The 14,132-nt window shown below is 60.4% G+C and carries 10 protein-coding genes and 2 pseudogenes; 6 read left to right on the top strand and 6 right to left on the bottom strand.

The window, feature by feature from the left end:
* Positions 1-27: 27 nt before the first annotated feature.
* Together ACEN8R_RS22000 and ACEN8R_RS21995 are read left to right on the top strand one after the other, a co-directional pair.
* Positions 28-324 (top strand): type II toxin-antitoxin system HigB family toxin, encoded by a 297-nt coding sequence (locus ACEN8R_RS22000; RefSeq protein WP_018928583.1) that lies wholly within the window; start codon positions 28-30, stop codon positions 322-324.
* Entirely contained in the window at positions 321-722 is a 402-nt protein-coding gene (locus ACEN8R_RS21995; RefSeq protein WP_018928582.1) for a helix-turn-helix domain-containing protein, read from the top strand. Before ACEN8R_RS22000 ends, ACEN8R_RS21995 begins: the two co-directional genes overlap by 4 nt.
* Positions 723-728: 6 nt before the next feature.
* On the opposite strand, the gene selO is transcribed toward ACEN8R_RS21995, so the two are convergent.
* The 5 genes and pseudogenes from selO to ACEN8R_RS21970 all read right to left on the bottom strand — a co-directional run.
* Complete coding sequence (gene selO, locus ACEN8R_RS21990) at positions 729-2,192, bottom strand: protein adenylyltransferase SelO (protein WP_018928581.1); 1,464 nt, start codon at positions 2,190-2,192, stop codon at positions 729-731.
* 48 nt (positions 2,193-2,240) lie between these two features.
* Positions 2,241-5,591 (bottom strand): mechanosensitive channel MscK, encoded by a 3,351-nt coding sequence (gene mscK / locus ACEN8R_RS21985; RefSeq protein WP_018928580.1) that lies wholly within the window; start codon positions 5,589-5,591, stop codon positions 2,241-2,243.
* A gap of 34 nt (positions 5,592-5,625) precedes the next feature.
* Positions 5,626-7,368 carry a potassium/proton antiporter gene (locus tag ACEN8R_RS21980; protein ID WP_018928579.1) on the bottom strand — a complete coding sequence of 581 codons (1,743 nt, stop codon included), beginning with the start codon at positions 7,366-7,368 and terminating at the stop codon, positions 5,626-5,628.
* Positions 7,369-7,629: 261 nt separating this feature from the next.
* Positions 7,630-8,493: a methyl-accepting chemotaxis protein gene (locus ACEN8R_RS21975; protein ID WP_370741086.1), complete on the bottom strand. Its 864-nt coding sequence runs from the start codon at positions 8,491-8,493 to the stop codon at positions 7,630-7,632.
* Positions 8,485-9,240 (bottom strand): annotated as a pseudogene (locus ACEN8R_RS21970) (MCP four helix bundle domain-containing protein); the annotation flags it as partial. The pseudogene ACEN8R_RS21970 and the gene ACEN8R_RS21975, both read right to left, overlap by 9 nt.
* Positions 9,241-9,529: 289 nt before the next feature.
* Here ACEN8R_RS21970 and ACEN8R_RS21965 point away from each other — a divergent pair.
* The 4 genes and pseudogenes from ACEN8R_RS21965 (at position 9,530) to ACEN8R_RS21950 (ending at position 12,097) form a co-directional block, all read left to right on the top strand.
* Entirely contained in the window at positions 9,530-9,760 is a 231-nt protein-coding gene (locus tag ACEN8R_RS21965; RefSeq protein ID WP_018928577.1) for a hypothetical protein, read from the top strand.
* On the top strand, positions 9,757-10,059 hold the full coding sequence (locus ACEN8R_RS21960) for a cell division protein ZapA (RefSeq protein WP_007936757.1): 303 nt from the start codon (positions 9,757-9,759) through the stop codon (positions 10,057-10,059). Before ACEN8R_RS21965 ends, ACEN8R_RS21960 begins: the two co-directional genes overlap by 4 nt.
* Positions 10,060-10,114: 55 nt before the next feature.
* Positions 10,115-11,233: pseudogene (locus ACEN8R_RS21955) on the top strand (HAMP domain-containing protein); the annotation flags it as partial.
* An 18-nt stretch (positions 11,234-11,251) separates the two neighbouring features.
* Positions 11,252-12,097, top strand: a complete 846-nt coding sequence (locus ACEN8R_RS21950; RefSeq protein ID WP_412548365.1) for a methyl-accepting chemotaxis protein — start codon at positions 11,252-11,254, stop codon at positions 12,095-12,097.
* 99 nt (positions 12,098-12,196) lie between these two features.
* Here ACEN8R_RS21950 and ACEN8R_RS21945 read toward each other — a convergent pair whose 3' ends face one another.
* Complete coding sequence (locus tag ACEN8R_RS21945; protein WP_018928575.1) at positions 12,197-13,999, bottom strand: acyl-CoA dehydrogenase; 1,803 nt, start codon at positions 13,997-13,999, stop codon at positions 12,197-12,199.
* Between the last annotated feature and the right edge of the window lie 133 nt (positions 14,000-14,132).

Below are 14,132 nucleotides of genomic sequence, written 5' to 3'. Positions count from 1 at the left end.
CATAGCAGAATGCGATAAGGATGTTGCATGCATGTGTTTACTGAAAAACCAATTCGTGAGGCCAAGGAAAAGTGGCCGCGGGCAGCCAATGCATTGGAGCAGTGGTATCGACTCGCCAAAGGGAGTAGCCCGGGAGACTTCGCGGCGATGAAGTCTATTTTTCCCGCAACCGACAAAGTCGGCGAGTTTCATGTGTTCGACATCGGTGGCAACAAATTGCGGCTTATCGCTTTTGTCAGGTATCGGTCTCAAAAGCTTTATATCAAGCATGTGCTGGATCATAGCGAATATGACCGCGGTAAATGGAAGGAGGGAAGGGTATGAGTGTTCTAATCAAAAAAGCTGCCGAGCATTGGGAGTTCGTCTCGCCATTGCTTCGAAAACCGAAAAACGAAGACGACTATGACATGTTGGCGCGGGCACTCGATGAATTGCTTGAGATGACCGGCGATGATGAGTCGCATCCGTTGATGAGCTTGGTGGACATCATCGGTGACTGGATTGCGGAGTGGGATCGCAACCATCACCCCATGCGCGAAGCCTCTGGTGCAGAGGTTCTTGGCTATATGATGCGCGAACACGGCCTGAGCCAGAGCGAGCTGCCCGGTGTGGGCACGCAATCGGTAGTCTCGGAGATCTTAAGCGGCAAGCGCCAGCTCAACCTGCGGCAGGTTCGCTGGTTGGCCGAGCGCTTTGGTGTGTCCGTAGAGACCTTTATCTGACAAGCCTCACGACGAACAGCTGATCTCCAGATGCTTGCCCCATTCCGGTGGCCGCTCGGCGTAGCTCTCCATTCCAGGCTGCTCCTCGAACGGATTGCTCAATACCGCGTGCAAACGACGAACTTCTGAATAGTCGCCGCTTTCCGCCGCATCGATGGCTTTTTGCGCCAGATAATTGCGCAGGATGTACAGCGGATTGACCGCATGCATTCGTTTGCGGCGCTGCTCCTGATCAATCACGCCTTCACGGGCAACCCGGGCGGCGTAGAGCTCGCCCCACGCATCGAAACCCTTGATGTCGACAAAGTCATCGCGCAACCGGGCGACAGCCAGCTCCGGTGCCTCATCGCCCAGGCGGCGGAAGAACAGGCTGTAATCGACGCCGCTGTTCTGCATCAGTTGCAGCAGCTGCTCCAGCAGTTTCTGGTCGTCGTCTTCGGCGGTAGTAAGGCCGAGGCGGCAGCGCATCAGGTCCAGGTAGTGGGCCTGGAACAGTGGCAGGTACAGGCCGAGAGTCTCGCGCAGGGCTTCGACGCTGATGAACGGTGTCAGGGCCTGGGCGAGGGCGCTGAGGTTCCACTGGCCAATCGGTACCTGGTTGCTGAAGGAGTAGCGGCCCTGGTCATCGGAGTGGTTGCAGATGAAGTGGGCGTCGAAGTCGTCGAGGAAGGCGAACGGGCCGAAGTCGAAGGTGATGCCGAGGATCGACATGTTGTCGGTGTTCATCACGCCGTGGCAGAACCCATAGGCCTGCCATTTGGCGATCAGTTCGGCATTACGCTCGACAATTTCGCGGAACATCGCCAGGTACGGCTCCGGCTGCTCCAGGCAGTGCGGGAAGTGCATGGCCAGCACGTGCTCACCGAGTTCTTTCTGCTGCTCGGGGCGCTTGGTGTAGTAGAAAAATTCGAAGTGCCCGAAACGCACATGGCTCGGCGACAGGCGCAGGACCATGGCCGCGCGCTCCTGTTTCTCGCGCCAGACCGGCGTGTCGGAGCCGATCACGCAGAGTGCGCGCGTGGTGGGAATGTTCAGGGCATGCAGGGCTTCGGAGGCAAGGAATTCGCGGATCGAGGAGCGCAGCACCGCCCGTCCATCGCCCATGCGTGAGTAAGGCGTCTGACCGGCACCCTTGAGGTGCAGGTCCCAATGCTCGCCGGCTTCGTTATAGACCTCGCCCAGCAACAGGCCGCGACCGTCACCCAACTGCGGGTTATAGGAGCCGAATTGATGCCCGGAATAGACCATCGCCCGCGGCTCGGCTTCGGCCCACAGCTTGTGGCCGCCAAACAGCTCAGCGAACACTGGCGTTTCGGCCTCGGCCGGGTCCAGGTCCAGCAGCGCCATGGCGGCGGGGCTGGCGACCACCAGTCGCGGAGCCGCAATGGGCTCAGGCAGTACGTGGGTTGAGAACGCATCGCCCAGGCGGGCGAAGCGATTGTCGAAGGTCAGTTCGTCGAGGGCTTTCAACGGCCATCTCCAGCAGAATGTCCGAGCATTCTGCTAGGGATAGCGCGCTTAGTCGAGTTCGACAGGCGGTGGCTCTTGCCGCGGTTTGCTGGTGGGTGCCGGAACAACGGTTTTGGTTTCCGGCTCAACCGGGACCATTTTGTATTCCTGGCCCTGAAGGTTCTTGAGATAGACCTCCATCTGCCGGAACGAGATGTTGATGTGCTGCTTCTTGAACTCGCGATTGATGAAGCGGTTGACCTCATCGAGCACCGGGTTACGGTCGCCGAGGTCACGCACATGCATGCGCAACTCGTGGTCGAGGGTGCTTTCGCCGAAATTCAGGAAGTACACCTGGGGTTCCGGGTCCTTCAGCACGCGCGGGTTATTGCGGGCTGCCTTGAGCAACAGTTCTTTCACCAGGTCCAGATCCGAGCCGTAGTCGACGCCGAGCTTGAGGGTCACCCGGGTGATGGTGTCGGTCAGCGACCAGTTGATCAGTTGCCCGGTGATGAACGTCTTGTTCGGGACGATGATGTCCTTGCGATCGAAGTCGGTGATGGTCGTGGCACGGATGCGGATCTTGCTCACCGTGCCCGATAGGTTGCCGATGGTGATGGTGTCGCCGATCCGCACCGGGCGTTCGAACAGGATCATGATGCCGGAGATGAAGTTGGCGAAGATTTCCTGCATCCCGAAACCGAGACCTACCGACAGCGCTGCCACCAGCCATTGCAACTTGTCCCAGCTCACGCCGAGCGTGGACAGGGTCGAGACGAAACCGACACCGGCGATCACATAGGACAGCAACGTGGTCGTGGCGTAGGAACTGCCCTGGGCCAGGTTGAGCTTGGACAGCACAAACACTTCCAGCAGACCCGGCAAGTTGCGCGCCAGCGCGAAGGTGATGCCGATGATGATCAGCGCGCCAAGCATGTCGCCGATGCTGATCGGCACCATGCTCATGTTGGCGCCGGTGCCGCTGGTGTATTCGTAGAGGGTGATGTTGTCCAGGTACGAGAACACCGAGATCAGGTCCGACCAGACCCAGTACAGCGCCGCGATGAAACCGCCGAGCAGGGCCAGGCGGATCAGTCGCAGCGACTGCTCGTTGACCTTCTCGATGTCCAGGGTCGGCTCTTCGATCACGGCTTCGCCGTCGCCAGCCTCTTTCGCAGCCTGGCGTTTGGCCAGGGCGCGCTGATAGGCCAGGCGCCGTGCCGCAACGCTGAGGCCGCGCACGAAGGTGGCTTCGATCACCAGCCAGAACATCAGCAGGTACAGGGTGTTGATCAACCGGTCGCTGAGTTTCAGCGCGGTGTAGTAGTAGCCGAAGCACACGGCGACGAACAACGCGATCGGCAGGACGGTGAACATGATTCCCACGGCCTTGCGGAACAGCGAGGCGTTTTCATGGTTTGGGCTGCTGACCAGCAAGCGGCTGAGCAGCCAGGTCATCAAGGCGTAGCAGGTCAGCACCACCGGCATGCCAAGCACGTCATCGGCCAGCGCCGCCGGTTGCAGCTCGGCGACCGCCACTACAGTCACCAGGGCCATCACCACCAGCCCGAGCCGGCGAATCCAGCCTTGAAGGAATTCGACCTGGGGCTTTTCCCAACGGAAATGCAGTTCGGCCACGCCACCCGGCGCGAGGATGCGGTAGGCGGTGTAGAACACCAGCCAGGCCTGGGCCATCTGCAACAGCGCTGCGCCCATGTTGGCGTTCTGGCCGCGGGCGTCGATCTGCAAGGCCAGGCCGCACAAGGCCAGGCCCAGGGAAACCGGCATCGCCAGCAGGATGTTGATCAGAATCGCTTGCGGGGTGTGCCACTGGCTGTCGCGTTTGAAATGGCCGATGTCCTGGTGAACTTTGTTCAGGCGGGAATAGAGATTTTTGCGGCGCCACAGCAGCGCGCCGATCAGCAGGGCCAGTGGCAGGAACAGCAGCGGTCGTTGCGTCAGGCCATCGGTCAATTCGCTCAGGCTCGAAGCCCACGGCAGGGTAGTGACCTGGCGTTGCAGGCGTTCCGGCACGCTGTGCATCCACTCAAGATCCAGCGGTTTGTTGCTGGGAATCCAGAACATCTGCTCGTCCAGCGTAGCCCGCAGACTTTGCGCGGTGCTGAGCAGTTGTTTCTGATTGAGTTGCAGCGTGATGGATTCGTTGAGCACCGCGCTCAGTTCGCGATTCAAGCGCTCCAACAGGTCCGCGCGGGTGTTGGCCAGGTCCAGCAGGCTCTTGCGCAGTTGCGGGGTGACTTGCTCGGGTGGTTGAGTCGCCAGCAGGTTATCGACGTAGGTGATCGGGTTGCTGAGCAGTTCCCGTTGCTGGCTGACTTCGAACTGATACAGGCGAATGTCGGCAATCTGGTCGGCCAGGTCGCGGTCGAGCCTTAGGCGCGGCAGGGCCTGTTTCTGTTTGTAGAGAATCTTGGAGAGCAGCAGGCTGCCCTTGAGCACGTTGATCTGTTCGTCCAGCGCCGAGTCGCTCTGGGTCACGCTGTCCAGTTGCTGCTTGGTCTGCAGGTTCTGTTGAGTGACTTCGTTGAGGCGGTCGGTGCTTTTGAGCAGGTAGTCGGAGAGCTTCAGGTTGGCCGCGCTTTCGGTGGCCAGCAGGCTGCTGCCACCGGCCTTCTGCGCTTCGATCGACTGTTGGGTCACGGTCTCTTGCGACTGGGCCAGGCGTTTCTGGTTGATCAGGGTTTGCAGGTCCTGGATCTCCTGATCCAGGCGATCGGATTTTTCTGACAGCAAGTCGTGCTGGCTGTTGCCCAGGTCCTGCAACAGGCTGTTGCCGGCCAGTTCCTGGCGACGCAACGGAATCAAGGCGTTCAGTGCCGCGAGCTCGGCGTTGAGCTGATCGCGTTGCTCGGCGGTCAGGGTCTTGCCGCTGTCCTTGCCAAGTTTGAGGATGTTGTTGATCTGCTGGATGCGCGTCTGGCTGGCAGAGATCTCGGCCTGGGCGCGCTCGGGGCGGGTCTGGGCGGTAATGATCAGGCTGTTCGCTTCGGCCAGGGCTTTCTGCAGGTCGCTTTGTTGTGTGGAGCGTTCGGTCAGCAGTTGCTCAAGCTGCTGAATCGTCTCTTTGGTATAGCGTTGCCCCACCGGCACCACTTTGGTGGCCTTGAGGCGGGTCAGCTCGCGCTGGTTCTCGATGTTCTGCCTGGGAGCGTTGGTCAACTGCTGCTTGAGATCGATCAGTTTCTGGTCGTAATCACGCCGGTTGTTGAGCTGGGTGAGCGTGCTCTGCAGGACCGCTTGCAGGGCTTTTTGATCGGCCTCCGGCAGTTTGCGGTCGGCGATCTTGTCCAGGCTCGCTTGCACGGCTTCGCTGGACGGCGGCTCGGCGGCTTGCAGCGTGTTGATGGAAAGACTCAAGCCCAGCAGGGCCATGATGAAAAAGGTACGCAGAGTTGACATAGAGACCGATCGAAAACGAGACGAAGTGTGGAGTTTAGAGGAACAGGCCGGGGCCGGGGCGACTTCCTTCGGGGAATCTGACGCCCACTTTCCCAATCTTGTTCCCTTCCATGACCGCGACGGTCCAGAGGGTGTTGTTCCACTCCACCTGGTCACCGACGACTGGAGCGCCGCCCACTTTCTGGGCAATGAAGTGGCCCAGGGACATGTTCGGATCGATGCCCTCGACTTTCAATCCGTACAGGGCAGCAACCGCGCCCAGCTGGGCGTCTCCTTCGAGTACGAAGTCGCCGAAGAAGCGCAAATCCAGCCCCCGTTGCGGTGCCTGGCTGAAGAGTTTTCCGAGGGCCGGAAGGTTGTGTTCATGGCCGATCACGCAGAGCAAATCATCGACTTCGAGCACCGTACTACCCGACGGATGGAGCAGTTGCTGACCACGAAACAGGGCTGCGATACGTGTGCCTTCGGGCATTTTCAGTTCGCGAAGGGGTGAACCGATGCACCATTTCTCGGCACCGAGGCGATACACGAACAGTTCCCACTCGCTGGTGACATGCACTTCCAGCGCCGATCGGGAGATCGGCAGGGGCTCTGGCGGGACGGTCACTTTTAAAAGCTTGGCGACCCACGGCAGGCTTGTGCCCTGCACCAACAGCGACACCAGCACGATAAAGAACGCCAGATTGAAATACAGTTGAGCATTGGGCAGCCCCGCCATCAGCGGGAACACCGCCAGAATGATCGGTACGGCGCCGCGCAGGCCAACCCAGGAAATGAATGCCTTCTCGCGTCCATGGAACGCCTTGAAAGGCAGCAGGCCAGCCAGCACCGACAGCGGACGGGCAAACAGAATCATCCACAGCGCCAGGCCCAGCGCCGGCAAAGCGATCGGCAGCAGGTCATGGGGCGTGACCAGCAGCCCCAGCACCAGGAACATGCCGATCTGGGCCAGCCAGGCCATGCCGTCGAGCATATGCAAAATGCCGTGACGGCTGCGTACCGGGCGGTTGCCGATCACCAGGCCGCACAGGTACACCGCCAAAAAGCCGCTGCCGTGCAGGGCGTTGGTCAGGGCGAACACCACCAGGCCGCCGGCAATCACCAGAATCGGATAAAGGCCGGTGGCCAGGTGGATGCGGTTGACCAGTTGCAACATCAGCCAGCCACCGCCGAGGCCAATGACGCCGCCAATACCGAACTCACGCAGCAAGTGCCCGAGCAGGCTCCAGTGCAGGCCGGTCTGGCCGCTGGCGAGCATGTCGATCAGGGTGACGGTGAGAAATACTGCCATCGGGTCGTTGCTGCCGGATTCGATCTCCAGGCTCGCGGTCACCCGCTCGTTCAAGCCTTTACCACCGAGCAGCGAGAACACGGCCGCGGCATCGGTGGAACCGACGATGGCGCCGATCAGCAGGCCCTGAATCAGGTTCAGGTCGAACAACCACGCCGCCGCCATCCCGGTCAGCCCGGTGGTGATCAACACCCCGACCGTGGCCAGCGACAGCGCCGGCCATAACGCCACGCGAAAACTCGCCACCCGGGTGCGCAAGCCGCCGTCGAGCAGGATCACTGCCAGGGCGAGGTTGCCGACCAGATAAGCCGTGGGGTAGTTATCGAAAATAATGCCGGCGCCGTCGACACCGGCCGACATGCCCACCGCGAGGATGATCACCAGAATCGGGATCCCGAGGCGCGATGAAAGTGAGCTCACCAGAATGCTCGCACCTACCAGCAACGCGCCGATCAAGAACAGGCTGTTGATGGTCGTCGCATTCAAGGGCAGTACTCCGGAAGCGTAAAGGCGGGCGCAAACTGACCATGCAGTCCGCGTGCCAGCGATTCTAACCTGTTGAAATGTGATGCTGTCAAAAAGCTTTTGACGGCAATCATCCCCTGTGGCGAGGGGGCTTGCCCCCGCTGGGCCGCGTAGCGACCCCCAAACCGGCGCTGCGGTGCGCCAGGTTCAGCGCGTGGGTCAATTGCGACTGCTTCGCAGCCGAGCGGGAGCAAGCTCCCTCGCCACAGGGGGGGGCAGCCGTTACAGGCTAAACCGCCCAACCATGTTGTTCAGGTCCAGCGCCAGGCGCGACAGTTCGTTGCTGGCCGCACTCGTCTGGTTGGCACCGGTGGCCGATTGCACCGACAGATCGCGAATGTTCACCAGATTGCGGTCCACTTCACGGGCCACTTGCGCCTGCTCTTCGGCCGCGCTGGCGATCACCAGATTGCGCTCGTTGATTTCGACGATGGCGCTGTTGATGGTGTCCAGCGACAGGCCGGCACCGCGCGCGATGTTCAAGGTCGACTCGGCGCGCTCGGTGCTGTTGCGCATCGAGTCCACGGCGTGTTCGGTGCCGCTCTGGATGCTGCCGATCATGCGTTCGATTTCGCTGGTCGACTGCTGGGTGCGGTGGGCCAGGGCACGTACTTCGTCGGCAACCACCGCAAAACCACGACCGGCTTCACCGGCACGGGCCGCTTCGATGGCTGCGTTCAGCGCCAGCAGGTTGGTCTGGTCGGCCAGGCCGCGAATCACGTCCAGCACTTTGCCGATGTCTCGCGACTCGTTGGCCAGATCGCCGATCAGGGTGGCGGTGCTCTGCACATCGGCGCTCATGCGTTCGATGGCGCTGACGGTCTCCTGTACCAGGTCACGACCGTCTCCCGCCGAGGTGGTGGCGTTTTTCGAGGCTTCGGAAGTGCTCACGGCATTGCGCGCGACTTCTTCCACGGCGCTGGTCATTTCGTTGACGGCGGTGGCGGCCTGTTCGATTTCGTTGTTCTGCTGGGTCAGGCCGCGGGCGCTTTCGTCGGTGACACTGTTCAGTTCTTCCGCAGCGGATGCCAGTTGCGTGGCCGAACCGGAAATCCGTTGCAGGGTGTCGCGCAGCTTGTCCTGCATCTTCTCCATGGCGGCCAATAGACGACCGGCTTCGTCTGCACCGTCAACCGTGATCGGGCGTGTCAGGTTGCCTTCGGCGATTTCTTCGGCGGCGCTCAGGGCGTTGGCGATCGGTTTGGTGATGCTGTTGGTCAGCAGCCAAGCGAACAGCAGGGTCAGGCCAGTGGCGATGACCAGCAGGGTCACCACCAGGTTGAACGCCGAGGAGTACTGGTCGGCGGCTTGCTGGTTGGTGTCGATGGTCTGCTGAGTGTTGATCTCCAGCAAACGGTTGAGCGCTGCGTTGGTGGCTTCAACGTTGTTCAGTAAATCGGTGTTGAGCAGCGTGCGCAGTTCGTCGACCTGATTGTTGCGCGACAGGCTCTTCATCCGATCTTCGATCTGGCGGTACTGACCCAGCAGTTGCACATACTGATCATAGGCTGCACGTTCCTGCGGGCTGGCGATCAACTTTTCGTAGCTCGTCTGCGCCGCTCGGATCTGCTGGTTACGGGTTTCCAGCAGCTCGATGGTTTTCTGCTGGACGTCCGGCTCACGATTCACCAACAGGCGATAAGACAGCACACGCAGGCGCAGGGTTATCTGAGTGAGTTCGTCGAGGCTTTTGATGCTCGGTACGCTGTTCGAGGTGATCTCTTCGGCGGCGCTGCGAATCTTGCTCATCTGGTTCAGGGCGAACACACCCAGGATCAGCATCATGGCGCCAATCAGGGTGAAACCGAGGAACGCCCGCGGTGCGATATTCATATTTCTTAGGGACATGGTGTTCACCGAAAAAAGCGCCTCCGTGCGAGGCTGAGACTGTTGTATGGATGACTTATCGGTCATACGACTAAAGTCTTGAGTCGCTGCGCGTATTTGTCGCAGAAGGGCCGCGACGACGAAGTGCAGGAACCAGAACCGCCAATCACAGTCTTTAAAGTTCGCGAGGAAGGTCGACCGCCAGGAAAATCAAGGCCTTGCGCCTGCATACCCCTGGCTTCCACAGTGACTTTTCTTTATCGTACGCGCCCTTTGAAAATGCCCGGAAATCAAAATGTTAGAAGCAACCCTAAGCCAATTGGAACAACTGGTCAGCGACCTGGTGCAACAGAACCAGGCGCTGCTCGGCACCAATCAATCCCTGAGTGCGGAGCTGGCCCAGGTCAAGGATGAAAACGAAAGCTTGCAACTGAGCCTGATGGAACAGGAAGAGAAACAAGGCGCCACCGTTGCACGCATTCAGGCCTTGGTTGAGCGCGTCAGCGCCGGCCCTGTCAGCGCATGAGTTACGGCGCCGCAGGGGTAAAAGTCGTCTCGATTCTGGGTGAAGACTATTCAATCAAGGCGCCGGCCGGGGAAGAGCAGACCCTGCTGGACGCCGCCTTAATGTTGAAGGCCGCTCTGGCCGAGACCAAAAAGAAATACCCGGCACTGATCGGTGACCGCTTGCTGGTGCTGGCGGCGATGAATCTGTGCTCGCAGCAGATCGAAATGCAAAAGCGTCACCAGCAGGAACTCGACCGTTACCAAGAGCAAGTCAGCGCCACGGTTGAAGTGATCGCCAAGACGATCAACCAGGCCTGAGCGGCTTTGCGCACAACCAAAGAATAAATTGTCGATTTGGTTGTATACAATCGGCATGGCTGTTGCAGTGTTTCAGCCCTTTATTCTTTGGGGGTGCTCCATGCAGTTCTGGCGACGCAGTATTCAATGGCAGTTGATCCTGAGCATGGGCACTGCCCTGCTGGTCAGTATTCTGATCGTGGTTGGCATTTATACCCTCGTGGTCAACCGCCTCGCCCAGCGCTATCTGGTCGAGCAGGCGTTGCCGTCGAGCATCGAAGCGATGCGCAACGACATTGAACGCATCCTCGTCCAACCCCTCACCGCCGCCAAGGACATCGCCAGTAACAGCATGGTGCGCGACTGGTTGGCCGGAGGCGAAAACACTGCCCAGACCGCGGCCTTCGTCAGTTACCTGGAAGGCATCCGGACCGAGCACAAAGCCTTTACCGCGTTGATCATCGGCACCGCTTCAAACCATTACTTCACCGAAAAGGGCCTGGACCGTACGCTCAGCCGCTCCAATCCCAATGACGCCTGGTTCTATTCGTTCCTCGACAGTAATCAACCGCGCACCCTCAATATCGACCATGACACCGCCACCGGTGAGTTGGCGCTGTTCATCGACCTCAAAGTCGAGCAGGCCGGCAAAGTCGTGGGCGTGGCTGGGCTGGGTCTGAGCATGAAAGAACTGTCGGAGCTGATCCACAACTTCAACTTTGGTGAGCGCGGCAAGGTCTATCTCGTGCGCTCCGACGGTTTGATCCAGGTTCATCCCGAGGCGCAGTTCAGCGGCAAACGTACGCTGGTCGAACAGATCGGCGCCTCGGCGGCGCAAGCGGTGATGACCTCCACCGCGTCTGGCAGCAGCAGTTTTGCCCGCGATGGCGAAGAGTTTCTGGCCTTGAGCCTGCCGCTGCGTGATCTGGGCTGGACCCTGGTGGCCGAAGTGCCGCAGTCGCAGATCTACGCTGAAGCTCGCCGGGCGATGTGGATGAGCGGCGGCATTGGTCTGGCGGTGGCGTTGGTTTGTCTTTTATTGGTGGTGTTGCTGGCTCGTGGATTGGTGCGACCGATTCGTCAGGTAACAGCGGCGTTGGTTGCCATCGGTAGCGGTGGTGGAGATTTGACCCACCGGTTAGATTCCAGCCGCGCCGATGAGCTGGGTGACCTGGCTCGCGGCTTCAATCGGTTCCTGGAAAGTCAGCGCGAGATGATCGGCGAAGTGCTGACCACCAGTGAACATTTGCGCACGGCAGTCAGTCAGGTGGCGCGGGTGGTGGACAACACCGCTGAGCGTTCCGGACGTCAGCAGGAAATGACCGACATGGTTGCCACCGCCGTTCATGAGATGGGCCTGACCGTGCAGGAAATCGCCCAGAACGCTGGCAACGCGGCGGTCGCTTCGCAAACCGCGCGGGATGAAGCGCTGCAGGCGCGGGAAGTGGTGGGTGGGTCGATTCGGCATATAGAAAGTATGTCTGACGAAATTGGCGTCGCCGCCGGAGCGGTGGGTGAGTTGGCCCTGCAGGTGGCGTCCATCGATCAAGTGCTGGCGGTGATTCGCGGGATATCCGAGCAGACCAATTTGCTGGCGCTCAACGCGGCCATCGAAGCGGCGCGGGCCGGGGACATGGGGCGCGGCTTTGCGGTGGTGGCCGATGAAGTGCGGACCCTGGCGCGGCGGACTCAGTCGTCCACCGACGAAATTCAACAGATGATCGGCAGCCTCAAGCAGGGCGCGGAAAATGCGGTGTCTTCAATGCACGCCGGGCAAGCGGCGACCGGCACGGGGGTTGAGTCAAGCCAGCGCACCGGGGCGTCGTTGACGGCGATTACCGGGCAGGTCGAGCACATCAGCGACATGAACCATCAGGTGGCCACAGCGACTGAAGAGCAATCGGCGGTGACGGAAGAGATCAACCGCAACGTGCAGGGGATTTCCGATTTGGCACGGGCCACGGCGGGGGAGGTCAGGGCTTGTCGTGAAGACTGTCAGACGTTGCAGCGTCTGGCCGATGATTTGGCGCGGCAGATGGGTGGGTTCAAGTTGAGCTAACTGATCATTCCCACGCTCTGCGTGGGAATGCAGCCCGGGACGCTCCGCGTCCCTTCCGCGGCCGTGACGCAGAGCGTGGGAACGATCGGTGTCAGCGGGTCAGAACCACTCATCCTGCATGCTCAGACACACATCATCCCGCGCCTCAAGAATCGCCAGTTCATGGTGGCAACCCGGCACTTCCCACGTCAGGAAATACCGCGCCGCCTGTAGCTTGCCTTTATAGAAGCTCACATCCACCGCATTACCCTTGGCCAACCCTTCCTCGGCACGAATCGCCTGTTCCAGCCAGCGCCAGCCGATCACCGTATGACCGAACACTTTCAGGTACAGCGCCGAGTTCGCCAGGCTGCTGTTGACCTTGCCCTGGGCCAGATCAGTCAGCAGGCCGATGGTCACGGTTTGCAGGCGAGCCACCAGTTTTTCCAGCGGTTCACGCAATGGAGTCAGCGACTCATGCGCCTGCGCCCGCTCAGCGGTGTCGGCGATCAGGCGGATCAGTTGCTTGAGCCCCGCGCCACCGTTCTGCGCCAGTTTGCGCCCCAGCAAGTCCAGGGACTGAATGCCGTGGGTGCCTTCATGGATCGGGTTCAGGCGGTTGTCGCGGTAATACTGCTCCACCGGATACTCGCGGGTGTAGCCGTGACCGCCGAGAATCTGGATCGCCAGTTCGTTGGCCTTCAGGCAAAACTCCGACGGCCAGGATTTGACGATCGGCGTCAGCAGATCCAATAGCTCGTGGGCCTGTTTGCGCTCGGCTTCGCTTTCAAGCGTCGTGGTGTCGTCGAACAGCCGCGCCGCATACAAACCGAGGTCGAATGCGCCTTCGACGTAGGCTTTCTGGGTCAGCAGCATGCGTTTGACGTCGGCGTGCTGAATGATCGCAACCGGTGCGGTGGTCGGATCCTTGCTGTCCGGCACCCGACCTTGCGGACGCTCGCGGGCGTATTCCAGGGAATACAGATACCCGGCGTAACCCAGCATCACCGCGCCCATGCCGACGCCGATCCGCGCTTCGTTCATCATCTGGAACATGTAGCTCAAGCCATGGTGCGGCTTGCCCACCAGATAGCCGACGCACTCGCCGTTATCGCCGAAGTTCAGCGCAGTGGAGGTGGTGCCGCGCCAGCCCATCTTGTGGAACAGCCCGGCCAGCAGCACATCGTTGCGCTTGCCGAGACTGCCGTCATCGTTGACCAAAAACTTGGGCACGATAAACAGCGAAATCCCCTTCACCCCGGCCGGAGCGTCCGGCAACTTGGCCAACACCATGTGCACGATGTTTTCCGACAGCGGGTGATCGCCACCGGAGATGAAGATCTTGTTGCCCTTGAGTCGATAGGTGCCGTCGGACGCCGGCTCGGCGCGGGTACGAATATCCGACAGTGATGAGCCGGCGTGGGGCTCGGTCAGCGCCATGGTGCCGAAGAAGCGACCGTCGATCATCGGTTGCAAAAAACGCTGCTTCTGCTCATCGGTGCCGAAGCTTTCAATCAGGTTGGCCGCGCCCATGGTCAGGAACGGGTAGGAGGTCGATGCCGCGTTGGCCGATTGAAAGTGCGCGAAGCAAGCCTGGGACAGCAGCGTAGGAAGTTGCATGCCGCCGGCATCGAAACTGCGCGCGGCGTTGAGGAAACCGGCTTCGAGGAAGGCATCCACCGCCGGCTTCACTTCCGGAATCAGAATCGCCTGACCGTCCTCATAGCGCGGCTCGTTCTCATCGCCCTTGCGGTTGTGCGGGGCGAAGAACTTCTCGGCGATATTGCGGGCAGTGCCGATGGCGGCATCGAAGGTCTCGCGATTGTGCTCGGCGAAACGCTCACGTTGGGTCAGGCCCTCGGCATCAAGGACTTCATACAGCTCGAAAGCCAGATTGCGGGAACTGAGCAACGTCTCGGACATGGCGGCCTACCTTTATTTGGGATGGGCCGAGTCTAGGCGTGGGAATAGAGGCTGAACAGGATGATTGATCTTGGTGATGGAGAAGCAAAAGATCTTGCTTCAAAAAACCGGACGCCCATTGCAGGCGCCCGGC

The organism is Pseudomonas sp. Pseusp15, assembly GCF_059492165.1.
The sequence above is the reverse complement of the archived record's forward strand: the minus strand, read 5'-3'. Positions and strand labels throughout refer to the sequence as shown.

Bases quoted from the DNA above. Each gene is read 5' to 3' on its own strand.
- ACEN8R_RS22000 (WP_018928583.1), top strand. From the start codon at position 28: ATGCATGTGTTTACTGAAAAACCAATTCGTGAGGCCAAGGAAAAGTGG.
- ACEN8R_RS21995 (WP_018928582.1), top strand. From the start codon at position 321: ATGAGTGTTCTAATCAAAAAAGCTGCCGAGCATTGGGAGTTCGTCTCG.
- mscK (WP_018928580.1), bottom strand. From the start codon at position 5,591: ATGTCAACTCTGCGTACCTTTTTCATCATGGCCCTGCTGGGCTTGAGT.
- ACEN8R_RS21975 (WP_370741086.1), bottom strand. From the start codon at position 8,493: ATGCAGGACAAGCTGCGCGACACCCTGCAACGGATTTCCGGTTCGGCC.
- ACEN8R_RS21965 (WP_018928577.1), top strand. From the start codon at position 9,530: ATGTTAGAAGCAACCCTAAGCCAATTGGAACAACTGGTCAGCGACCTG.
- ACEN8R_RS21960 (WP_007936757.1), top strand. From the start codon at position 9,757: ATGAGTTACGGCGCCGCAGGGGTAAAAGTCGTCTCGATTCTGGGTGAA.
- ACEN8R_RS21950 (WP_412548365.1), top strand. From the start codon at position 11,252: ATGATCGGCGAAGTGCTGACCACCAGTGAACATTTGCGCACGGCAGTC.
- ACEN8R_RS21945 (WP_018928575.1), bottom strand. From the start codon at position 13,999: ATGTCCGAGACGTTGCTCAGTTCCCGCAATCTGGCTTTCGAGCTGTAT.